Consider the following 21,242-nt stretch of genomic DNA (forward strand, 5'->3'; position numbering starts at 1 on the left):
TTGTTTCTTTAAACACCATTTAAGGTTTGCTTGCTTATCTTGTTAAACTTCTCTATTCTGTTGTTAATGTCCTTCGTTCGCTTCTCTTGCGGACAAGAAGTATAATACCACTTTCCACAACTTATGTCAACATTTTTTTTAATTTTATTTTTAGTTTCTTCATCAAAACTCATCCAACCGTTGAAATCATTAAATAAAAAAAGTTATTATTAAAAAAAATTAATAATAACTTTTGATTTTTTAATCTCCTTGATAATATTTAGGAATTATCTCTGGTTCCTCATCATAAATATCACTTTTCCCACGTTTCATCTTCTCATCTTTTTCTAAATAATAATTACAATTTTTAGGAAGAGAACAATACATATCTTTTCCTGGATTTATTATTTTTCCTTCTTGAATAAAAACTGCTCCACTTATAAAGTCTAATATCCTTTGCTTTAAACCTTCTTCCACTTCAGAAAGATTAATATGTACAATTTTATCATTTTTTATATATTCTACATACTTCATACAATCCTCAAATCTTGTAGGATTTAAAAAAACTATATCATATTCCATAATTTTTCCTCCTTTTCTTTTTTATATATTTTCTAACACTTGAAATATTATATCTCTTTCTTCCATGTTAGTTGTAAAACCTGCTGCTCTTTTATGTCCTCCACCATCAAATAGACTAGCTATTTCATTTACATCTATTTCTTTTTTACTTCTTAAGCTTCCCTTCATTTTCCCGTTAGGCTCTTCTTTCAAAAATAGAGCAACTTCACACCCTTCATATTCTAATAATTGTTCTACGATTCCTTCTGTATCATCTTTTTTGATTCCTTCTGTTTGAACAAAATAATCACTTAAAGTAAAATAAACAAACCTTCTATCCTCAATAATATTCATTTTAGATATGGCTATCCCCAAAACTTTCATTCTTCCTATACTTTTACTTTTATAAACAGAATTTATAATTTTATTTCTGTCTATTCCTATATCTATCAATTTACCAGCTATTTCAAAGGTACTTTTTGTTGTGCTTTCATATTTAAAGCTCCCTGTATCAGTAACTATTCCAGTATATAGAGCTTCCCCTATTTCTTTATCAATATTTAATTTTAATCTATTTTTTATAACATCATACATAATTTCACAAGTAGAAGATTTATCTTCAACAATATTTAAATCTCCATAAAGTTCATTGCTTATATGATGATCTATATTCACTAAAAATGCATCTTTTTTAAAATTAACAACCCTACCAACTCTTTTAAAAGTAGCTGAATCACAAGCTATCATCAAATCAACTTCAGGAGCATTTTCAATTTCTATATATTTTTCAACTTCGTCACTACCTGCTAAAAATTTCAAATCATAAGGAATATCATCCTCTATTATAAATCTAACTTTCTTTTCTGGAAAATTTTTAACTATAGCATTGTAAATTGCTAACCCACTTCCTATAGAATCTCCATCTGGATTAACATGAGATGAAATTAAAATATTTTCACTCTCTTTTAATTTTTCTAACAACATTTCTTCCCCTTTCTTTATTAGCTATATCCCAAGTTCTTTTTTTAGTTTTTTATATGATTCTTCTGGATTATGTCCTGTTTTCTTGGCCATTAAATTCATAATAACTATTTCAACCATCGCTGCTGCATTTCTTCCAGAAGATAAATACATCTCTACTTTATAAATATCTTCTCCCAATATTTTTTCAGTTGAACTTGAATCATCAACTGCCGTTAAATAATTATCATTTTCTTGTTCTTTCAATTCTATTATAACATCTATATTCTTTCTGATTCTTACAGAACTCATTCCGTATAAAGTTTTTATATCAATAATTCCTAACCCTCTAATTTCCATAAAATAAGGTAATTTAGCCGCACATCCTATAATTTCTCCACTTGGAACTTTTTGGAATTTAACCATATCATCTGCAATAAGTCTATGCCCTCTATGAATTAGTTCTAAAGCTGTTTCACTTTTCCCTATTCCACTTTTCCCTTTAAGTAGCACTCCAAAACCATTCATCTCTAAGAAAACTCCATGTACAGTCATAGAAGGAGAAAAATATTTTTCCAAATAACTATTAAGATTAGCAACTACATATGAAGGATTTGTTTCTTTTACTTTCAACAAAACTTTTTTATGCTTTTTAATCAAAGAAATTACTTCTTCTTTTATTTCATCACTTACATTTACATCTCCACAAATTACTATTGCAGGAAAATCATATGTGAAATATTTTTCTAAATTTTTCTTTCTTTTTTTTGGACAAAGAGTTTTTAAATATTTTAACTCTACATCAGTAAACAGTTGTAAACCTTTATTTTCATAGATACTCTCATCTAAATCAAAGATTCCAGAAAGAGCCATTGCTGGTTTATGGATACTGGTTGTAGTAATAAAACTCTTATGAGCATACTCTTCTCCAATTAAAACTTCAATATTATTGTCTTTTATAAACGTGGCAATTGATAATCTAGTCTCATCTTCCATTTCATCACTCTCTCTTTTTCTTTTATTTTCTTGAATTAACTTTTTAGATTCATTTAAAAAATACAAAGCTGAATTTTTCCCTAATTCTTTCAATCTATAATCTATTGCTGCTGTCTCTATTATCACTGCTAAATTTCTTCCTTTTCTAGCAGGAAGAGTTATTTTTTTCAACTTTCCTATCCCAACATCTTCATAAACTTCGTCTGCACCTAACCTATCATAAAACTTTTTTGTTTTCCATGTTTCTAATTCAACAATTAGGTTAATCTTTTTAGCTGGTCTTGTAGATTTTATCCCAAAATTATTAGTTACATTAATATTTTCCTCTTTATCTGTCATTTCTAACATAAAATCTCTGTCAGGAGAAATTTTAGCTGCACTATTATAACCTACTATACCATTTGCTGTGTTTTTCAAAAGCATCCTTGCATCAGTTATGAATTTATGACCTCTTTCTAACATTTCAATAGCTGCACCTAATTTTAAATCTTGTTCTCCGCTTAATAAAATCCCTATCCCGTATACATCTAACAATATGTGATCTTCTAGGATTATTTCTTCCCCCAAAACATTTTTCAAATAAATATTTAGTTCTCTAATGAATTCTGTGGCTCTTTTTGAACATCTTAGTACAACTTTATTCTTTTTTTTAGCTCTTTCTATAAGTATTTCAATATGTTTTGCTCTAGAACTTAATATTAACACTGGAAAAGGAAAGGATAAGTACCTATCTAAAATTTCAGTTTTTTGTTCTTCCTTCATTCGAAACAAATAATTATTTTCTTTTAAACCCATTATATGAATAGCATTTTTTAATTCTTCTATCTCATCAGAAAAAAAACCTGTCAACTCGTATCCTATTCTATATATTTCATTTTCACTTATTCGCCTATCCAAATTTCCATCTACAAGTATTTCTAAATTAAAATATTCTATTATTTCTCTTATTGAAATGCTTTTATTTTTTATATTCACATTACCCCCCTAAAATTTAAAGCTATTTTTAAATTTTTCACAAGTATAAAATGAACCACATACTATTATAATTTTTTTATTATCATCTTCCTCTAATACTTTTTTACTATATTCATAAGCTTCTGTCATTTCTTCTTTTACTATTAGGTTTTTTCTATTGGTATGTTCTAACAACTCCTCACCTAAAAGTCCTCTTTTATTTTCCTTTAAAGATGTCAATACTATTGTATCACTCATTTCTTGACATATTTCAATCATTTCATTAATTTTTTTATCTTTTAAAATAGAAACTACCATTATAACTTGATTTTTATCATATCCTTGAGAAACTATTTTCTTTAAATTTTTCATTCCATCAATATTATGAGCGCCCTCTAAAACAGTCAACGGATCCTTTGAATATATTTCAAATCTACACTGCCAAAGAACATTTTCCATAGCTTCTTTAATTATTTTTCTCTCAATATTTAAAATTTTCAAAGCTTCATAAGCACATAAAAAATTCTTAACTTGATAATCTCCAAAAAGAGATAATGAGTAGTTTTCAGACTCTAATAAAATATTCGTTCTAAAATTTTTGAAATCTAACTTATAAACAACATCCTTATATTTTTCAACTACATTTATAACTTCACTCTTAGGTTTCTTTTCATATATAGCTTTTAAAAAGTCACAATCATTATCTCCCACAATAACTTTACTTTTTTCTTTTATAATTCCTGCTTTCTCTTTAGCTATATCATATACATTATCTCCTAAATATTCAGTATGTTCAACTGATACGTTAGTTACAATTGAAATATCACCATCTGCAATATTAGTAGCATCAAAACGTCCTCCCATACCAACTTCTAGCACTGCATATTCCACTTTTTCTTCTGCAAAATATAAAAACATCATTGCTGTAGTCATTTCAAAAAAAGTTGGTTTTATATCTGAGTCTTTAAGAGCATTCTTTACTTTTGAATATATTTCAGCTATTTTTTCATCACTGATATCTTTTCCGTTAACTCTAATTCTTTCATTAAATTTTATAATATGAGGAGAAGTATATTTTCCTATTTTTTTTCCTGAATGCAAAAGAGCATGCTCTATCATAGTTGAGGTTGAACCCTTCCCATTAGTACCACTAACATGTATAATTTTATATTTATCTTGAGGGTTCCCTAATATGTCACATATTTTTTTTATATTCTCTAATCCTAACTTTATACCAAAAAAAGAATAAGAATATAATTCTTCTAAAAGTTCTTTAATTTCCATTTATTTCTCCTCTTTTCTTCTTAACTTTACAAACAAAGTATACCATATTTTCTAAGATTTATAACGATAAACTTTTTATTTTAATATGATTTTATGATATAATATCTTTCAGGTAAGATAATTTATAATTAATATTTGGAGGATAAAATGAAATCACTTATTTACTTATCCCAATACTTTGTTTTTAGAGCTTTTAAAGGATTTATAATGCTATTTCCAGAAAAAACTCGTTTTAAAATAGGCGAAAGTGTAGGAGTACTTGGATATAAACTAATTAAAGCTAGACGTATAACAACTTTAGCTAATTTAAAACTAGCCTTCCCAGAAAAAACTATTAAAACTAGAGAAAAAATTGCTATTAATTCTTATAAAACTATGGCAAAAGCTTTTCTTGGAACTTTATGGCTAGATAAATATATGAAAGACGATAATAACTTTAAAATTCACAATCTTGAAATTCTAGATGACGAATTAAAAAAAGGACCTGTAGTTTTTGCAACTATGCATATTGGAAATATGGAATCTTTATTAAAATTTTCTGAAAAATATCCTTTTGTAACAGTAGCAAAAAAACAAAGAAACCCTTATTTAAATAAATATATAACAAATCAAAGAAAACATTTAAATATTACCTTACTTGAAAAAAGTAAAAAAACAGGTAGAGAATTATTTGAATATGCTGATCATGGAAAAAATATTGCTCTTTTTACTGATCATAGAGACAAAGGAACTAATGTAGAATTCTTTGGGGCAGACACTATTTCTCCAACTGGAGTTGCAACAATTGCTTTAAAATATAATAGACCTTTAATATTAGTTTATTGCGTTTTTGATAAAAATAATAAAACTGATGTTTTTGTTAGCAAAGTAGAAAAAGTTAATGATCCTAATTTAACTTTTAAAGAAAATGTTCATGAAACTACTCAAAAAATTATATTTAAAATGGAAGAAATTATAACTAACTATCCTGAACAATGGATGTGGCTTCATGATAGATGGAAACTTTATAAACAAGTTACTAAAAAAAGAAAAAATAAATAGGAGGTTTTTAAATGAAAAAATTAATTTCTATTCTTATGTTAGTCTTTTCAAGTTTTATTTTTGCAAATAGTAACTCTAGTTCTACTTCTTCGTTAAAAACTCTAAAAGTTACAGGAACTGCTAATATATCAACTCCAGTTGATACAATAATTTTAAATATTTTTAACAAAGATACTAAACCAACATATGCTAAATCTTTAGAAGCTTCTAAATATGCCCTAGTTCAATTCAAACAAGAACTACTTTTAAAAGGTTTTCAAGAAAAGGATTTAAAAACAATCAACTTTAATATCACTACTAATTATGAAAATTATAAAGATGAAAAAGGAAACTATAAAAAAAGATTTTTAGGATATCAATATTCTCATAATATGAAAATTAGTTTTAAATTAGATAATTCTAAATTGTCAGAAGTTTTAAATTCATTAAAAACAATTAAAGGAAAATCAGAATTTTATCTAAACTATACAATTAAAGATACTGAAAAAATTAAAAACAAATTACTTTCTAAGGCTGTAGAAAACACAAAAACTAAAGCTAATATATTAGCCTCTGCAAGTAATGTTAATTTGAAAAATATCATAAATATTGATTATTCTTTTAATCATAAAAATAATTTCATCTCTCCTTTTAGGGGAGAAATGAAAATGCTAGGATCAAATATAAGTTCTGATTCTATAATGAATATCACTCCTGAAGATTTAAAATTTCAAGATACAGTTACAATTACTTGGGAAATAAATTAAATAAAAAAGGATAACATTAAGTTATCCTTTTTCTTTATTTATAACTTTGCCTCCATATCATACCAAGTCACTCCTCCATGAACCGACTGAGATATTCCTTTATTTTCATAACCAAATTTTTCATAATAATGTATCAATCTTTCTTTACAAGTTAATATCATCTTCTCTCTTCTAGATTCCTTTGATTTTTCCATCATATGTCTCATTAATTTTTCAGCAATACCTTGTCTTTGATATTCAGGTAAAACATCTAATCCAAAAATAGACTGATTTTTTCCTTCAGGATTATGCCCTCCTTCTGGCTCATATAATTCATCAACTATTGTATTGTAATTTGTTACTGCTCCATTTATAAATCCTATTATTTTTTCTTTATCTAATGCAACATAAAAACTTTTTGGAAAAGCTGCTATTCTATATTTAAAGGATTCTTTTGTTGCTGCTTCAGCCTCTGGAAAACAAATGCTCTCTATTCTAGTAATTTCATCTAAATCATTAGGTTTAACTTGTCTAATTCTTATATTCATTATTTTTTTATTCCTCCACTATTTTTTATAATACTAATTATAACTTCTACCGCTTTCTCCATTGATTGTATTGGAATATACTCATATTTTCCATGAAAATTATGTCCCCCTGTAAATATATTAGGACATGGTAATCCCATATAAGATAATCTAGCTCCATCTGTTCCACCTCTTATTGGTTTTGTGTTAGGAACTACTCCAACATCTTCCATTGCTTTTTTTGCTAATTGAATTATATGATATTCTGGCTCTATTTTTTCTCTCATATTATAGTAACTATCTTTAATATCAAGGTCTATTCTAACCCCTTCATATTTGTTTTCTATAAAATTAATGATCTCTTTCATAAGAACTTTTTTATTATTAAATTTTTCCATAGAATGATCTCTAATTATATAATGCATATTTGTTTCTTCAACTGATCCTTTTAATTTATTTAAAAGAAAAAATCCTTCATATTTTTCAGTGTTTTCTGGTCTTTGTCTAACAGGAAGCATATTATTAATTTCCATAGCAATTAATAAAGAATTTAACATCTTATTTTTTGCTGTTCCTGGATGAATATTTTTTCCAGTTATTTTTATTTCAACAGAAGCTGCATTGAAGTTTTCATATTCTAATTCTCCTAATTCTCCCCCGTCCACTGTATAAGCAAAATCTGCATTAAATTCTTCAACATTAAATTTGTCTGCTCCTCTTCCAATCTCTTCATCAGGTGTAAAACAAATTCTTATATCTCCATGCTCTATTTCAGGATGAGACTTTAAATATTTTAAAGCTGTAATTATCTCCACTACTCCTGCTTTATCATCTGCTCCTAAAAGAGTAGTCCCATCTGTAACTATTAAATCTTGACCTATATATTTTTTTAATTCTGGAAAATCTTTAGGAGACATTATTATATCTTTTTCACTATTTAAAATTATGTCTTCCCCATTATAATCTCCAATTATTCTAGGATTAACTCCTTTTCCATTAAATGAAGGAGCAGTATCTAAATGTGCTATAAATCCTATTGTTGGAATATCTTTCTGTGTATTTTTTTTCAAAGTAGCCGTTAAATAAGAATGAGAATCTAACTTTATATCTTCAAAACCTAATTCTTTTAAATCTCGCTTTATAACTGTAGCCAAAATAAATTGACCATCTGTACTTGGACAATTTATATTTTCTTCTTTTGATGTTGTATCAATTTTAACATATTCTAAAAATTTATCTAATAAAAAACTCATTTCTCCTCCTTTAATTCCTTTATTTTATTTATTTTCATTATAGCCCTATTAATTTATTTTGTAAATATCTTTTTCGTTGTCTAGGCAACATCTTTCTTTTATTTTTAATGCTAAAATGATTTCATAAATATAAAACTTTAGGAGGTAATTTAAATGATAAAAATTAATAAAGATATGATAATTGGTGATGTTATAAGAGAAAACATTAATTTAATGGATACTTTTTCTGATAATGGAATGCATTGTGTTGGATGTCCTTCAGCTCAAATGGAATCAATCGAAGATGCTTGTACTGTCCATGGATTAGATGTAAATATTTTAATTAAAGCTCTTAATAAAGAAAATAAAGGAGAATAATTTATGAGTAAAATGTTAGGCCCAATACATTACTGGCTATATAACAAAATTTTATTTCAAGAAAAAATTATACAACTTATAATACAAAACTCTAAAAATCATTGGAATAATAATTTAAATAATGAATTAATATCAAAATGCGGTGAAATTAAAGATATCCCACTAGAAAATATAATTGATATTTCTAATATTCATGGATTTCTTCAAGAAAAAATAAGTATTGTTGAAAAAAGATTAGCTTTTGTTGTTACAAAGTTATTAGAAAATGAAAATATCAATATAGATGATATTATTAATAATTTAAGCTTCAATTATAATTTTGAAAATATAAATACACCTAAAGATATATACAATGAACTTGAGAAAATATTTTTAAATGGTATGCCTTGTGACAGAATTTTAATTATTAATGAAGAAGAGGAAGATACTATTACTTTCTCAGAAAAAGTCAATATTCATAAAAAATATTGGGATCTCTTTTTAGGAAATTCTAAAAATTATTATTTAATAAAAAATAAAATAATTGAAAATTTATTAAATAATACAAATTTTAAATATGAAGTTATACAAGAAAAAAATATAATCAGGAGGAAATAATTATGTATGGAATAGATTTATTAGTAGAAGAACATAATAATATTCTTAGAATGAAAAATGCCATTAGAAAAATATGTATTAAAATTTTAGAAGGTGATAACCTAAATATAGATAAATTTGAAAAAATTATTGATTTTGGAAAAAATTATGCTGATAAACATCATCATCAAAAAGAAGAAAAAATTCTCTTTAAAGTAATGATTGAAAAATTAGGACCTGTTGCAAATACTTTAATAAAAAATGGAATGCTTGTAGAACATGATTTAGGTCGTTTACATATGATGCAATTAGTAGATGCTACTAATAAATATAAAAAAAATCCTAAAACTGAATATAAAATGGATATTATCTTTAATGCTCTTGCATATGGAGATTTATTACAAAGACATATTGATAAGGAAAATATAGCCGCTTATAATTACGCTGATAGAGTTCTTTGTAAAGAAGATAAAATTTTCATAAATAAAGAAACTGAAATTTTAGAAAATGAAGCTAGTAAAAATAAATTTCAAAAGAAATATCTTAAGATATTAGAAGAAATAGAAAAATAAAATTACATTTTAATATCCTTTTCCTTCAAAAAAATTTTAAAATATAGTATGATTAAGTAAACTATTAAAATTTAAATTGGAGATGGGATTATGACAAAGATTTTTGCACATAGGGGATTTAAAGGATATTATCCTGAAAATACTCTTTTAGCTTTTAAAAAAGCTATTGATATTGGAGCTGATGGAATAGAACTAGATGTCCAGTTAACAAAGGATAAAGAAGTTGTTATTATTCATGATGAAACAATAGATAGAACTACTGATGGGAATGGATTTGTTGATAATTTCAATTATAAAGATTTATGCAGCTTTAACGCTTCTTCTAACTTCCCTGAATATGGTTTTAATAAAATTCCAACCTTAGAAGAATATTTCAATCTAGTAAAAGATACAAATATAATCACAAATATTGAATTAAAAACAGGAAAAAATGAATATCTAGGTATTGAAGCAAAAGTTTTTCATCTTATCTGTAAATATCATTTAGAAAAGAAAGTTATTATTTCTAGCTTTAATCATTATTCTATATTAAGAATGAAAAAAATAGCTCCTAATCTAAAGTATGGTTTATTATCTGAAACTTGGATTGTTAATGCTGGAAAATACACCAAAGATTTAGGAATACAATGTTGCCATCCTTGTTATCAAAATATGACTGAAAATATTGTTAAAGAAATTAAGAATGAAGGTATTGAAATTAATGTATATACTGTTAATGATGAGACTAGTATCCGAGATATGCTTAATAAAAAAATAGATATTATTATTGGAAATTACCCTGATTTAGCTTTAAGAATACGTGATGAATACTTAACAAAAGGAGATACTAATGAATAACTTTAATAAGATTGTAGATAGAAAAGAAACTAATTCAGTTAAATGGGATTTCGTTAACTTTATGTACCCTAAATTAGATCATGATGTTTTACCATTATGGGTTGCAGATATGGATTTTCAATGTTCTAGTGAAATAACAAAAGCTTTAAACAAAAGAGTTAATCATAAAATATTTGGTTATAGTTACTTTGATCAAGAATATTATAACATTGTTAAAGAATGGTTTAAGGAAAATTATTCTTATGAAATTAAAGAAAAAGAAATAAATTATAGTCCTGGAGTTGTTCCAGCAATAGGAATATTAATTGATATTTTAACTGAAAAAGGAGATGGAGTAATAATACAACCTCCTGTTTATGGACCTTTTAAAGGTGCAATTTTAAGTCATGATAGAAAAGTTATTAAAAATCATTTAATAAATGATGATGATTCTTATTATATAAACTTTAAAGATTTAGAAAGAAAAGTTAAAAATCCAAATAATAAATTATTAATTCTTTGTAGTCCACATAACCCTGTAGGAAGAGTTTGGACAAAGGAAGAGCTTGAAAAGATTGTTGAAATATGTGATGAAAATAATATCTATATTATAGCTGATGAAATCCATTGTGATTTAATTAGAAGCAATGTTAAGTTTACTTCTATGGGAACTTTGAAAAAAAGGATTCAAAATAAATTGATAATTTGTACTTCACCTAGTAAATCTTTTAATTTAGCTGGTCTTCAATTATCTAATATAATTATATTTTCAAATAAAATAAAGAAAAAATGGACTGATGAAATTGTTAAAAAAATGCATTTAGGATTACCTTCACCTTTTGCCATTACAGCTACAAAGGCTGCTTATTCTAAAAGTAAACCTTGGCTTATAAAAGTTAATAAATATATCGATGATAATTTCAAATTCTTAGAAGATTACTTAAATGAACATTTACCTAAAGTAAAATATATTATTCCTGAAGGTACTTATCTTGCTTGGCTTAATTTTAGTGAATATGATTTATCTGATGAAGAAATAAATGATAGAATGATAAATAAAGGAAAGGTTGCCTTTAATAAGGGCACTTTATTTGGAAGAGATGGAAAAAAATATCAAAGAATAAATGTTGCTTGTTCTAGAGAAATTCTAAAAGAAGCTTTAATTAGAATAGAATTAGCACTAGAAAAATAAGGGGAATATTCCCCTTATTTTATTTTCATACTTTTTATTAATATTTTGTCTTCCTTTGAAACTCTAAAGGATTCTGTTATTTTTTGTAGAGCTTTGTTATAAGTCCAATTATCTAAATTATATTTTTCATCTTGAAGAAATTTTAAAGTTTCCTCTCTTTTTTTAACAAACATAATTGATATTAACCAAGCAAGAGCCATTTTAACATAATAATGATCATTTTTAACTTTTTTACAAATTTCTATCAATTTATAAATATATTCATCATCAATATAATAATCTAAAAGTGAAACTAACATCACTCTAATTTCCCAAGGATTATTAGAATTTGTATAACTAGTAATTAATTTAAAATATTCCTCTCTATTTTTTTTGATAATTTTCAAATTAGAAATAGCACTATCACATATTGCCCAATTATCAACATCATTTTTAAAAAAATCTTTAATATAAATTTCTATATCTTTATACTCTTCTTTTACATATCCAATTACAAAACCTCTTATTAATTTTTCTTCATATGTATTATTTGTGCTTTCTTTTAAAAAACTTTTCCAATTATTTTTAGATATTTCCTTTGCAACTTCTCTCATAACAGGAACTTTTAAACCTATGATTTCTTCTCTTGGAACATTTATAATTTTTCTGTGTCTTTCAAAATAAGTTTCATTTTTAAATTTTTCATCTATTAATTTAAAAAGTTTTTCATAAAACTCATTATAATTTCCATTGTATAACATTAATCCTCCTCAATTATTCCAATAGCTCTCACAGGAGCACCATCACTATTTTTAAATTTTAATGGTAAAACTATGAAAGTAAATAATCCGTCCTTTATCTCATGAATAATCTTATCTAGATTTTTTAAATTTTCTATATTAATTATATTATTATTTTTAAATAATCTTTTATGCAAATCTAAATTTTCATTTTCTAACCTATCTAAACCAATAGCATCAAAACCAATTCCTTTTTTATTATGAGAATTTATAAGATCAATTAATTCTTTACTAGGAACAGGATAATCTGTTAAAAATTCTTTTTTCCCAAATTTTTTATCAAGGCCATTATAAAACAATATAAAATCTGCTTGCTTAAACCTTTCCATATTTATATCTTCTATCTTGATATCTTCCTTAGGATCCATACTTCTAGTATCCACAACAAAAGCTTTTCCTACAAAGGAATCTATAGAAAATTCATCTAAAGATTTACCTTGAGAATATATATGTTTTGGAGCATCTGCGTGAGTTCCTATATGGGATAATATAGTTAATAAGCTTTCATTAAATCCATCCCTTTGTACAGTACTTACATTTTCTATTTTAGGTAACATTGATCCTGGAAAAACTGATATATTACCAGATATCACATGGGTCAGATCCATAATCTTCATCTTCATCTTCATTCTCCTTTTTATTAAAATCTTTAAAATATCCATTTAATCCTTTCTCTAAATTTTCAATTTTAAATATAGAATTTATAGAAAGATTTTTTTTAACAAATGTACTTTCACTCATTTTATTTAAAGCCTCTTCTACTTTTCCTTCTCCTAATTTATCACAAGCTTTCATTATAAGATCAAAATTATCAGTAGCTTCATCATATTTTGGTAGCTTTAATCTTTTATAACAATCTAAAATTTTATTTACAAATATTTCTTCATATCCAATTAAATGTTTAGCTTTTTTAGGTCTTTTTATAAAAATATATCTTTTTTTTACATGAATAATTCTTTTAATTGTATTTTTATAATCTTTAGGATCTCTAACAAGTTTAACTGTTATATATCCTAATTTTCTTAATTCAGTTATAGAATTTATACATGTTCTTCTTGAATAACCTGTTAAATCTGTAAAATAAGCATTAGATGCAAAACAACCATTATCATTATCCAAAGACTCAATTATAAAATATATAATTTTCTCACTCATTTTTAATTTAGTTTCTTTAAATACTTTTAAAAAAGGTAAAAACTTATAACTATATTCCACTCATATACATCTCCTCTTAATTTGATTATGAATTTTTATAGTTATATTATAATACTTTTTTTAAAAAGTCACCCTTTGCTTTAAACATACCTTTGCTTTTTCAAAAGAATAATATACTAGTGTAATAAGGGGTTAATTATTATTTTAAGTAATTATATTATTATGGGTGCAGATTTTATACTAGGGTTAATGCAAAAAGTATACTACCCCCGTGCAAATTTTATACTATTATTATTAAATATTTAAAATGTACTTATACTATTTTTTGCAATCACTTTAATTATATTATATTTTATCTAATTTTTATGTTTTTTTATTAAAAAAAGCAGAAATTAATCTGCTTTAATTTTATTTTCTTCTTTTTCTTTCTTCTCTTTTCTTTTTTTTCTATATCTGTCTCTTATAAAAGTATATGGTGCAAAAAATAACATAAATATTCCAAATCTTAATAAAGATTTTTTTATTCCTTTTCCTATACTTAAACTCTTTACAGGCTCACCATTTCTATATTTTTGCTTAGCTACTAATTTTCCTTCTTTAGAATAAATTCTTACATAGGAATTTGCCTTATCATTTTTAAATATAGTTTTCATTCTCAATTGCCCATTTGAATAAAATCTTTTCCCTTCTCCGTCTCTCTTGTCATCCTTATAATTATATACAGCTTTTATTTGACCGTTATAATAATATTCTGTATATTTACCTTCTCTTTTCCCATTAACATAATAAGACTCTGCTTTTATCTTCCCATCTTGATAATAAAGTTTTGTATCCCCGTTAGCTTCTCCATTCTTAAAATAAGTTTTCCATTTAAGACCTCCATCTGAGTAATTCATTAAAGAAACTCCATTTAATTTTCCATTATCATAGTTTCCAAGTGTTTGAATATTACCATTTTCATAATAAGTTATCATTTTACCTTGTGGCTTCCCATTTAAAACTTGTGCTCTTCCTTTTATATTTCCACTTTCATAATAATCTTTAATTTCTTGTGAATATAACTGAACTGATAAAAGCATAACTAAGCAAAAAAATACTAATCTTTTTAAACCTTTCATATTTCTCCCCTTTTAAAAATATTTATTTTATATAATAACATATAAAAAAATAATTTCATATATTTTTATTACATAAGTCTTTTAATTTATAGGTTAAACTTAAAAAATATTAAACTTTTTATTTATTTTATTTATTTTTTTTGTTGACATTTGAAAATTCAGTGCTATAATACATTTATCTTTTTTATAATATTCTAATTTAGAATATATTTTATATATACATCATTATATAGTTGGAGGTAGAGATATGGATACAGTAAAATTAAATTTTGTAGAATCAATCAGAAATATTGATATGTTAGTTAACGGTTTAACTGAGAAAATGGTTGAATTAAAAGAACAGTATAAAGAACTTCAACAAAAAAAAGAAATAGCGTTAAAATTAAGTAACATAAAAAATATTGATGTAAACACTGTTGTAGCTCAAGGTGGATCTTATAGACCTTATTATTTGAAGGTTGATAAAAAAGTTTCCCCTTTACATGTAAGCAAATATTTAGTTACACAAAAACTATGGTTTTCTATAATGGAAACAACACCCAGTCATTTTATAGGAGAAGATCTTCCTGTAGAAAATATTTCTTGGATAGAAGCTTTAAAATTCTGTAACAAGCTAAGTATAAAAAAAGGCTTAAAGCCTGTTTATAAAATAATAGATAACAAACTTTCAAAAATCATATTAGATGATGGTAAAGAAATTGATCCTTGTATAGCAGATTTTTCAAAAACTAAAGGTTACAGACTACCTACAGAATTTGAATGGGAATGGTTTGCTAGAGGTGGAAACAAAGGAATGGAAAAAGGAAGTTTTGATAGTAAATTTGCTGGATCTGATAATATTGAAGATATTGCTTGGTCATCTTCTAATTCTAATTTAAAAACTCATAATGTAGGATTAAAAGCTCCTAACGAATTAGGATTATATGATGTTTCTGGAAATGTTTGGGAATGGTGTTTTGATTCTAACTACAAACATGATAGAAGCTCTCATGATATTTCTTCTATAGAAAAAAATTCTTTTATTTATACTGATAGTGAAGCTGACCGAGTTATAAGAGGAGGCTCTTGGTTTAATAGAGGAGAATTTATGAATTTAATTCATAAATATCATTTTGGAACTAATAATAAAGATTCAAGTATTGGATTTAGAATTTGCAGAACATACTAAAAATATAATTTTAATTATATATATTACATTTTTTACTAGGAGGTTTTTTAGTTATGAACAGTTACATCAAAGAAGTTTACGATCATTTAGTTGAAAGAGCACCAGAAGAAAGAGAATTTCACCAAGCTGCCAAAGAAGTATTGGATTCTTTAGAAAAAGTAGTTTCTGAAAATGAAACAGAATATAGAAGAGTCGCCCTTCTTGAAAGATTAGTAGAACCTGAAAGAACAATTATATTTAAAGTCCCTTGGGAAGATGATAATGGACAAATGCATGTGAATAAAGGCTATAGAATTCAATTTAACGGTTCCATAGGTCCTTATAAAGGAGGATTAAGATTTAATCCAACTGTTAGACTTGGATTATTAAAATTCTTAGGCTTTGAACAAATTTTTAAAAATTCTTTAACAGGTTTACCAATTGGTGGAGCAAAGGGTGGAAGTGATTTTGATCCTTCTTATAAATCTGACTCTGAAATTAAAAGATTTTGTAAAAGTTTCATGACTGAATTATACCGTCATATTGGGCCTTATATTGATGTCCCTGCTGGGGATTTAGGAGTTACTGGAAAAGAAATTGGATTTTTATATGGACAATATAGAAGAATTAAAGGAATGTCTGAAAGTGGAGTTATAACTGGAAAACCAATATCTATTGGCGGAAGTTTAATTAGACCTGAAGCTACAGGATATGGATTAAGTTATTTTTTAAAAGAAATTCTTGATGATAATAATATAGATATTATTGGAAAAAAAGTTGCTATATCTGGTTATGGAAATGTTGCTTGGGGAGCTGCTTTAAAAATGAAAGAATTAGGAGCAAAAGTAGTTACTTTATCTAGTTCAAAAGGATATATTTATGTTGAAGAAGGTTTAACTAAAGAAATGATTGACTATATGTTAGTTGTTAGAGCTGATTCAAATCAAAATCTTAAGGATTTGGCTGATAAATTTAATTTAAAATTTAGAATAGCTGGAAAGCCTTGGGAAATTCCTGTTGATTTTGCTCTTCCATGTGCTACTCAAAATGAATTAGATTTTGAAGATGCTAAAAAATTAGTTAATAACGGAGTTATTGCTGTATGCGAAGGAGCTAACATGCCTTGCACACCTGATGCAATTCACCATTTTGAAAAAAATAATGTTAAATACGGATGTGGTAAAGCTGCCAATGCTGGTGGAGTTGCTATATCTGCACTAGAAATGTCACAAAATAGTATTAGATATTCTTGGACTGCTGAAACTGTAGATAATAAACTTATAGATATTATGAAACATATTTATTCATCTTCAAAGGAAATGAGTTTAAAATATAATGTTACCTTGTCACAAGGAGCTAATATTGCTGGTTTCTTAAAAGTTGCTAATGCCATGCTAGTTCAAGGAGATTACTAATAAATTCTCTAATCATCCTTAAATTTAAAAAGATTGATTCCTATATAATATAGTAATCAATCTTTTTTATTCTTTTTATCTTCTTTTAAGAATTCTTTTTCTTTGTAAATATTCTTCTTCTGTTATTTCTCCAGTAGCATATAAATTATTTAATTTATCCATAACATCATATTTCATATTTCTTTTATCCTTAAAATTGAAAACAATCCATAAAAATAATAAAACAAATACTAAAACAGGCATAGAAAACCAATGTCCTCCAATTATATTAAAAATTCCACATTCATACATCTATTTTCCTCCTTTAATTAATATGTTTTTTATTATATCCTATTTATGTGTCACCTTTGTGTCAATTTTAAGAATGTTTTTCTTTTATTATACCTTTTCTATAAGCTCTTAATAATTCATATAAATCATTAATTTGAACTTGTAATTTTTTACCTATATCCGTATCTTTTACTTTTTTTCTTTCTAAAACTCTTTTTACTATTCTTGTTGAAGAGTGGATATCTAAACATTCTGCTATTGCTTTTGATACATCTTTAAAAGGTTGATGAGAAACTAATTTTAATCCATAAGAATTATAAATTAAAGTATATCCAGCAAGCCCTGTTTCCCTTTGATAAGGTTTTGAGAATCCACCATCTATAACTATTAATCTTCCCTCTGCCTTCATTGGACTTTCTCCTCTTTTTTCTTTAACAGGTACATGCCCATTTATTATATGAGAAATATTAATATCCAAATCAAATTCTGCAAATATTTTTTCAATAAAACTTCTATTTTCATATAATGAATAATAAGGGTTTTTAACTTCTTTATGTGTTTCTTCCTCAGCGATAAAGTATCTTTCAAATGTTTTCATAGCTGATTTTCCAAATAAAGGTGAATCTTTTCCAAGCCATAAATAAAGCATGATATCAGTACATTGTTGCTTCATATCCTTATCTGTTTTATTAAAATATCCTTCTCTACAAATTCTATCAAGTTCTTCTAAATATGCTTTTCCAGAAAGTTCTTCTCCAAATAAATTAACTTTTATAAATTCTCCCTTTTCATCAACTGGAATACATCCGTGATATAGAAGATTAGAATTATATTTTAAAAACATACTTCCCTTAGCAAATAAAAACTTAACATGTTTTTGAAGCTTTTCACTATGAATAAATGTATGCTTTAATTTTTTTACTATCTCTTTTTCTTCATCTGTTAGTTTATAAGGATCTTTTGGATCTATAGTTGGGAAATTATTATCTAACATCTTATATTCTTCCCCATCAATTTTTATAGTTCCTTCATTATAATTTACTTTATCTAATAATAATCTATCTTCCATTTCAAACTGTGGATTTCTTTTTATTAAATTATATTCTAGTTTAAACTGAATTACTGATATAGCCTTATGCATTCTTGCCATCATAACTATATCTTCATCATTGGTTTCTTTTGGAATAAATTGTAAACATTCATCATTATAATATTTATTCATTGCAAACTTAGCCAAAGGTAATAAATTTATTCCGTAGATATCTTCTAATATATCTGTATTAGAATATCTACTACAAATTCTAATAACATTTGCTATTGCACATTCTTGACCTGCAGCTGCAGTCATCCAAAGCATGTCATGATTACCCCACTGAATATCAACATTATGATGATGCATTAATTTATCCATAATTAAATGAGGATGAGGACCTCTGTCATAAATATCTCCAACAATATGTAATACATCTATTGTTAGTCTTTGAATAAGTTCTGATATTGCTATTATAAATTCTTTAGCTCTATCTAACTCTATAATTGTATCTATAATCTTTCTAACATAATCTTTTTTATCAGCTGAATAATATTTTTCATGTAAAAGTTCTTGAATAATATAAGCAAATTCTGAAGGTAAAGCTTTTCTTACTTTAGAATCAGTATATTTAGAACTTACTACTCTACAAACTTCTATAAGTCTTATAATAGTAACCTTATACCAGCTTGGCATATCTGTTCCTTGTTCTTGAACAAAAGTTATTTTTTCTTCTGGATAATATATTACTGTAGCAAGTTGTCTTTTAAATGCCTCTTCTAATGTATCACCATAAATATCTTGAATTTTATCCTTTATAACTCCTGAACCATTTCTTAAAACATGATTAAAAGCTTTGTATTCCCCATGAATATCTGTCAAAAAATGTTCAGTCCCCTTTGGTAAATTCATTATTGCTTTTAAGTTTATTATCTCACTTGTTGTGCTTGCTATTGTAGGGAAAGAATTAGATAGCAATCTCAAAAATTTCAATTTATTTTCTTCCATAACATCCTCCAAAATAGTCATTTAATTCATGACAACCTGATACTTCTTTATTTGCTCATCCATTTTTGCTTGATCTATTTCAGCAACTTTCATTACTTCTTCGTTAAAGAATATTTCTATTTCTTGTTTTCCTTTAAATTTACAATATTTTGAAAATAAATTCTTAGCAAATTCTGTCTGCTCTTCTGATAAGTCTCCATATCCTATTATATATGGTCCACCTACACCTTTTCCTCTTATAAAGAATTTGCCAAGTGTTTTATGTTTTAAAATTTCTTCATTATCTGCTTTTGTTCTTCCAACAAAAAGGTATTTTCCTTCCCCAAATCTATAGAATCTAACTTTCTTTAATAAATCAAAAATTACTGCATTTCCGTCTTCTAACAATCCATCTTTTTCTATTATTTTTAATCTTTTAGAATAAGCTGGATCTGTTAACAAACATCCTCCTGCTGGAGTTGGATAATCAACTAAACCCATTTCTTTTGCTAAAGCTATTTGTCTTACTCTTGATCTACCACTAATATCCATAAGTTTTTCTCTATCTACAAGTCCATCTATCTCTGGCTTGCTTAAAGGTAATTTTTTAGCAGATAAAGGTCTTATAATGATGTCACCTTTTTCTGATAATTTTTTTACTTTTTCTAAAGATTGTGAATTTTGAGACATTGGTCTTTGTCCTAAAACTTCTCCTGATATTAAGAAGTCAGCATCATACTTTTCTAATAATTCCCCTGCAAATTTAAACATAAGAGCGTGGCAATCAATACATGGATTCATATTTTTCCCTCTTCCATATACAGGATTTTTTAATATATCCATATGATGTTTACTAAAATCAACATATTCTAATTTTACTCCTAATTGCTCGGCCATTTTTTCAGCTTTTTCATTTTTACCTCCAAAAAAATGAGATACAAAATTTAAAGCTATTACTTCAATTCCTTGGTCTTTAATTAGTTTTATTGCTAAAGCACTATCTAGTCCTCCTGAAAATAACGCTAAAGCTCTTACTTTTCTTTTTTCCACTTTCTAAAACTCCTTTTATTTTAAATTAAACAAATTATTTTTGTTTTGTTTTTTTCCTCTATCAAAATATACATTCATATCCTTTGGTACAGATACGTAAACATTGGCACTGATATCTATTAATCTAGCTCCTTTAATACACATAGCTCCACTTAAAAAATCAATTATTCTTTGAGCTGTTTCTTTATCTAAATATTCTAAGTTTAAAGTTACAACCTTATCATTTTTTATATACTTTGCTATTTTTTTACAATCTTCATATTTTTTTAAATCTACTATAACACTTTGATAAGCTGATATATCTTCATCTCTTACTACAGTTTCTTTTTTCTCTACTTCTTTTTTTCTAAACATTTTTGTTTTATTATTTTTTATCTCTTCTGTTTGAATTTTTTCACTTTGGAAATCTACTATTCCACTTTCTTCATTATCAACATCAGAGCCACCCATACCAAATATTTCTTTAAAACTTTCTAATTTATTTCTCTTTTTACTCAT

General features: G+C 25.8%; 23 protein-coding genes. 9 read left to right on the forward strand and 14 right to left on the reverse strand.

Translation table 11 applies throughout. The annotated features are described in order from the left end of the window. Positions 1-240: 240 nt before the first annotated feature. The 4 genes from sepF (Q7K47_02835) to Q7K47_02850 are packed head-to-tail and all read right to left on the reverse strand — an operon-like array spanning position 241 to position 4,734. Complete coding sequence (gene sepF, locus Q7K47_02835) at positions 241-561, reverse strand: cell division protein SepF (protein MDP0506142.1); 321 nt, start codon at positions 559-561, stop codon at positions 241-243. Between the two features lie 21 nt (positions 562-582). Next, entirely contained in the window at positions 583-1,524 is a 942-nt protein-coding gene (locus tag Q7K47_02840; GenBank protein ID MDP0506143.1) for a bifunctional oligoribonuclease/PAP phosphatase NrnA, read from the reverse strand. A 21-nt stretch (positions 1,525-1,545) separates the two neighbouring features. After that, positions 1,546-3,471 carry an HPr(Ser) kinase/phosphatase gene (gene hprK / locus Q7K47_02845; GenBank protein MDP0506144.1) on the reverse strand — a complete coding sequence of 642 codons (1,926 nt, stop codon included), beginning with the start codon at positions 3,469-3,471 and terminating at the stop codon, positions 1,546-1,548. A gap of 9 nt (positions 3,472-3,480) precedes the next feature. Then, complete coding sequence (locus tag Q7K47_02850; GenBank protein ID MDP0506145.1) at positions 3,481-4,734, reverse strand: folylpolyglutamate synthase/dihydrofolate synthase family protein; 1,254 nt, start codon at positions 4,732-4,734, stop codon at positions 3,481-3,483. A gap of 147 nt (positions 4,735-4,881) precedes the next feature. Here Q7K47_02850 and Q7K47_02855 point away from each other — a divergent pair, with 147 nt between their 5' ends. After that, positions 4,882-5,775 carry a lysophospholipid acyltransferase family protein gene (locus tag Q7K47_02855; GenBank protein ID MDP0506146.1) on the forward strand — a complete coding sequence of 298 codons (894 nt, stop codon included), beginning with the start codon at positions 4,882-4,884 and terminating at the stop codon, positions 5,773-5,775. Between the two features lie 11 nt (positions 5,776-5,786). Then, complete coding sequence (locus Q7K47_02860; protein ID MDP0506147.1) at positions 5,787-6,521, forward strand: SIMPL domain-containing protein; 735 nt, start codon at positions 5,787-5,789, stop codon at positions 6,519-6,521. A gap of 38 nt (positions 6,522-6,559) precedes the next feature. Here Q7K47_02860 and Q7K47_02865 read toward each other — a convergent pair whose 3' ends face one another. After that, positions 6,560-7,048 carry a GNAT family N-acetyltransferase gene (locus Q7K47_02865; protein MDP0506148.1) on the reverse strand — a complete coding sequence of 163 codons (489 nt, stop codon included), beginning with the start codon at positions 7,046-7,048 and terminating at the stop codon, positions 6,560-6,562. Next, a complete protein-coding gene (gene pepT, locus Q7K47_02870; GenBank protein MDP0506149.1) occupies positions 7,048-8,280 on the reverse strand; it encodes a peptidase T in 1,233 nt (410 codons plus the stop codon). Before pepT ends, Q7K47_02865 begins: the two co-directional genes overlap by 1 nt. Before the next feature lie 153 nt (positions 8,281-8,433). Here pepT and Q7K47_02875 point away from each other — a divergent pair, with 153 nt between their 5' ends. The 5 genes from Q7K47_02875 to Q7K47_02895 all read left to right on the forward strand — a co-directional run bounded on the left by Q7K47_02875 (position 8,434) and on the right by Q7K47_02895 (position 11,793). After that, positions 8,434-8,637 carry a DUF1858 domain-containing protein gene (locus Q7K47_02875; protein ID MDP0506150.1) on the forward strand — a complete coding sequence of 68 codons (204 nt, stop codon included), beginning with the start codon at positions 8,434-8,436 and terminating at the stop codon, positions 8,635-8,637. Positions 8,638-8,640: 3 nt separating this feature from the next. Continuing rightward, positions 8,641-9,234 carry a hypothetical protein gene (locus tag Q7K47_02880; GenBank protein ID MDP0506151.1) on the forward strand — a complete coding sequence of 198 codons (594 nt, stop codon included), beginning with the start codon at positions 8,641-8,643 and terminating at the stop codon, positions 9,232-9,234. 2 nt (positions 9,235-9,236) lie between these two features. Next, positions 9,237-9,785: a hemerythrin domain-containing protein gene (locus tag Q7K47_02885; protein ID MDP0506152.1), complete on the forward strand. Its 549-nt coding sequence runs from the start codon at positions 9,237-9,239 to the stop codon at positions 9,783-9,785. Between the two features lie 90 nt (positions 9,786-9,875). After that, positions 9,876-10,622 (forward strand): glycerophosphodiester phosphodiesterase, encoded by a 747-nt coding sequence (locus Q7K47_02890; protein MDP0506153.1) that lies wholly within the window; start codon positions 9,876-9,878, stop codon positions 10,620-10,622. Next, positions 10,615-11,793 (forward strand): MalY/PatB family protein, encoded by a 1,179-nt coding sequence (locus tag Q7K47_02895; protein ID MDP0506154.1) that lies wholly within the window; start codon positions 10,615-10,617, stop codon positions 11,791-11,793. Before Q7K47_02890 ends, Q7K47_02895 begins: the two co-directional genes overlap by 8 nt. A 14-nt stretch (positions 11,794-11,807) precedes the next feature. Here the strand turns inward: Q7K47_02895 and Q7K47_02900 are convergent, their stop codons facing one another. From Q7K47_02900 to Q7K47_02915, 4 genes are all read right to left on the reverse strand, one after another. Continuing rightward, positions 11,808-12,533, reverse strand: a complete 726-nt coding sequence (locus Q7K47_02900) for a DNA alkylation repair protein (protein MDP0506155.1) — start codon at positions 12,531-12,533, stop codon at positions 11,808-11,810. Next, on the reverse strand, positions 12,533-13,195 hold the full coding sequence (locus Q7K47_02905) for a cyclase family protein (protein MDP0506156.1): 663 nt from the start codon (positions 13,193-13,195) through the stop codon (positions 12,533-12,535). The genes Q7K47_02900 and Q7K47_02905 overlap by 1 nt, the downstream gene beginning before the upstream one ends. Further along, on the reverse strand, positions 13,152-13,787 hold the full coding sequence (locus tag Q7K47_02910; protein ID MDP0506157.1) for a helix-turn-helix domain-containing protein: 636 nt from the start codon (positions 13,785-13,787) through the stop codon (positions 13,152-13,154). Before Q7K47_02910 ends, Q7K47_02905 begins: the two co-directional genes overlap by 44 nt. 332 nt (positions 13,788-14,119) lie before the next feature. Further along, a complete protein-coding gene (locus Q7K47_02915) occupies positions 14,120-14,845 on the reverse strand; it encodes a toxin-antitoxin system YwqK family antitoxin (GenBank protein ID MDP0506158.1) in 726 nt (241 codons plus the stop codon). A gap of 247 nt (positions 14,846-15,092) precedes the next feature. Between Q7K47_02915 and Q7K47_02920 the strand changes: the two genes are divergently transcribed. Then, a complete protein-coding gene (locus tag Q7K47_02920; protein ID MDP0506159.1) occupies positions 15,093-16,013 on the forward strand; it encodes an SUMF1/EgtB/PvdO family nonheme iron enzyme in 921 nt (306 codons plus the stop codon). Between the two features lie 53 nt (positions 16,014-16,066). Then, positions 16,067-17,407 (forward strand): NADP-specific glutamate dehydrogenase, encoded by a 1,341-nt coding sequence (gdhA, locus tag Q7K47_02925; protein MDP0506160.1) that lies wholly within the window; start codon positions 16,067-16,069, stop codon positions 17,405-17,407. Between the two features lie 75 nt (positions 17,408-17,482). Here the strand turns inward: gdhA and Q7K47_02930 are convergent, their stop codons facing one another. From Q7K47_02930 to sepF (Q7K47_02945), 4 genes are all read right to left on the reverse strand, one after another. Further along, positions 17,483-17,698 (reverse strand): SHOCT domain-containing protein, encoded by a 216-nt coding sequence (locus Q7K47_02930; protein ID MDP0506161.1) that lies wholly within the window; start codon positions 17,696-17,698, stop codon positions 17,483-17,485. A 67-nt stretch (positions 17,699-17,765) separates the two neighbouring features. Further along, the gene (locus tag Q7K47_02935; protein ID MDP0506162.1) at positions 17,766-19,715 is read right to left on the reverse strand and encodes a fructose-1,6-bisphosphatase; all 1,950 of its coding nucleotides are present in this window, start codon (positions 19,713-19,715) and stop codon (positions 17,766-17,768) included. Positions 19,716-19,736: 21 nt separating this feature from the next. Then, on the reverse strand, positions 19,737-20,744 hold the full coding sequence (locus Q7K47_02940; protein MDP0506163.1) for a 7-cyano-7-deazaguanine synthase: 1,008 nt from the start codon (positions 20,742-20,744) through the stop codon (positions 19,737-19,739). A 15-nt stretch (positions 20,745-20,759) separates the two neighbouring features. Next, positions 20,760-21,242, reverse strand: a complete 483-nt coding sequence (gene sepF, locus Q7K47_02945) for a cell division protein SepF (protein ID MDP0506164.1) — start codon at positions 21,240-21,242, stop codon at positions 20,760-20,762.

This window comes from Fusobacterium sp. JB019 (assembly GCA_030673965.1).
In the GTDB taxonomy this organism is placed as follows: domain Bacteria; phylum Fusobacteriota; class Fusobacteriia; order Fusobacteriales; family Fusobacteriaceae; genus Fusobacterium_B.

Bases quoted from the DNA above. Each gene is read 5' to 3' on its own strand.
- sepF (MDP0506142.1), bottom strand. From the start codon at position 561: ATGGAATATGATATAGTTTTTTTAAATCCTACAAGATTTGAGGATTGT.
- Q7K47_02840 (MDP0506143.1), bottom strand. From the start codon at position 1,524: ATGTTGTTAGAAAAATTAAAAGAGAGTGAAAATATTTTAATTTCATCT.
- Q7K47_02850 (MDP0506145.1), bottom strand. From the start codon at position 4,734: ATGGAAATTAAAGAACTTTTAGAAGAATTATATTCTTATTCTTTTTTT.
- Q7K47_02855 (MDP0506146.1), top strand. From the start codon at position 4,882: ATGAAATCACTTATTTACTTATCCCAATACTTTGTTTTTAGAGCTTTT.
- Q7K47_02860 (MDP0506147.1), top strand. From the start codon at position 5,787: ATGAAAAAATTAATTTCTATTCTTATGTTAGTCTTTTCAAGTTTTATT.
- Q7K47_02865 (MDP0506148.1), bottom strand. From the start codon at position 7,048: ATGAATATAAGAATTAGACAAGTTAAACCTAATGATTTAGATGAAATT.
- pepT (MDP0506149.1), bottom strand. From the start codon at position 8,280: ATGAGTTTTTTATTAGATAAATTTTTAGAATATGTTAAAATTGATACA.
- Q7K47_02875 (MDP0506150.1), top strand. From the start codon at position 8,434: ATGATAAAAATTAATAAAGATATGATAATTGGTGATGTTATAAGAGAA.
- Q7K47_02880 (MDP0506151.1), top strand. From the start codon at position 8,641: ATGAGTAAAATGTTAGGCCCAATACATTACTGGCTATATAACAAAATT.
- Q7K47_02885 (MDP0506152.1), top strand. From the start codon at position 9,237: ATGTATGGAATAGATTTATTAGTAGAAGAACATAATAATATTCTTAGA.
- Q7K47_02890 (MDP0506153.1), top strand. From the start codon at position 9,876: ATGACAAAGATTTTTGCACATAGGGGATTTAAAGGATATTATCCTGAA.
- Q7K47_02895 (MDP0506154.1), top strand. From the start codon at position 10,615: ATGAATAACTTTAATAAGATTGTAGATAGAAAAGAAACTAATTCAGTT.
- Q7K47_02900 (MDP0506155.1), bottom strand. From the start codon at position 12,533: ATGTTATACAATGGAAATTATAATGAGTTTTATGAAAAACTTTTTAAA.
- Q7K47_02905 (MDP0506156.1), bottom strand. From the start codon at position 13,195: ATGAAGATGAAGATTATGGATCTGACCCATGTGATATCTGGTAATATA.
- Q7K47_02915 (MDP0506158.1), bottom strand. From the start codon at position 14,845: ATGAAAGGTTTAAAAAGATTAGTATTTTTTTGCTTAGTTATGCTTTTA.
- Q7K47_02920 (MDP0506159.1), top strand. From the start codon at position 15,093: ATGGATACAGTAAAATTAAATTTTGTAGAATCAATCAGAAATATTGAT.
- gdhA (MDP0506160.1), top strand. From the start codon at position 16,067: ATGAACAGTTACATCAAAGAAGTTTACGATCATTTAGTTGAAAGAGCA.
- Q7K47_02930 (MDP0506161.1), bottom strand. From the start codon at position 17,698: ATGTATGAATGTGGAATTTTTAATATAATTGGAGGACATTGGTTTTCT.
- Q7K47_02935 (MDP0506162.1), bottom strand. From the start codon at position 19,715: ATGGAAGAAAATAAATTGAAATTTTTGAGATTGCTATCTAATTCTTTC.
- sepF (MDP0506164.1), bottom strand. From the start codon at position 21,242: ATGAGTAAAAAGAGAAATAAATTAGAAAGTTTTAAAGAAATATTTGGT.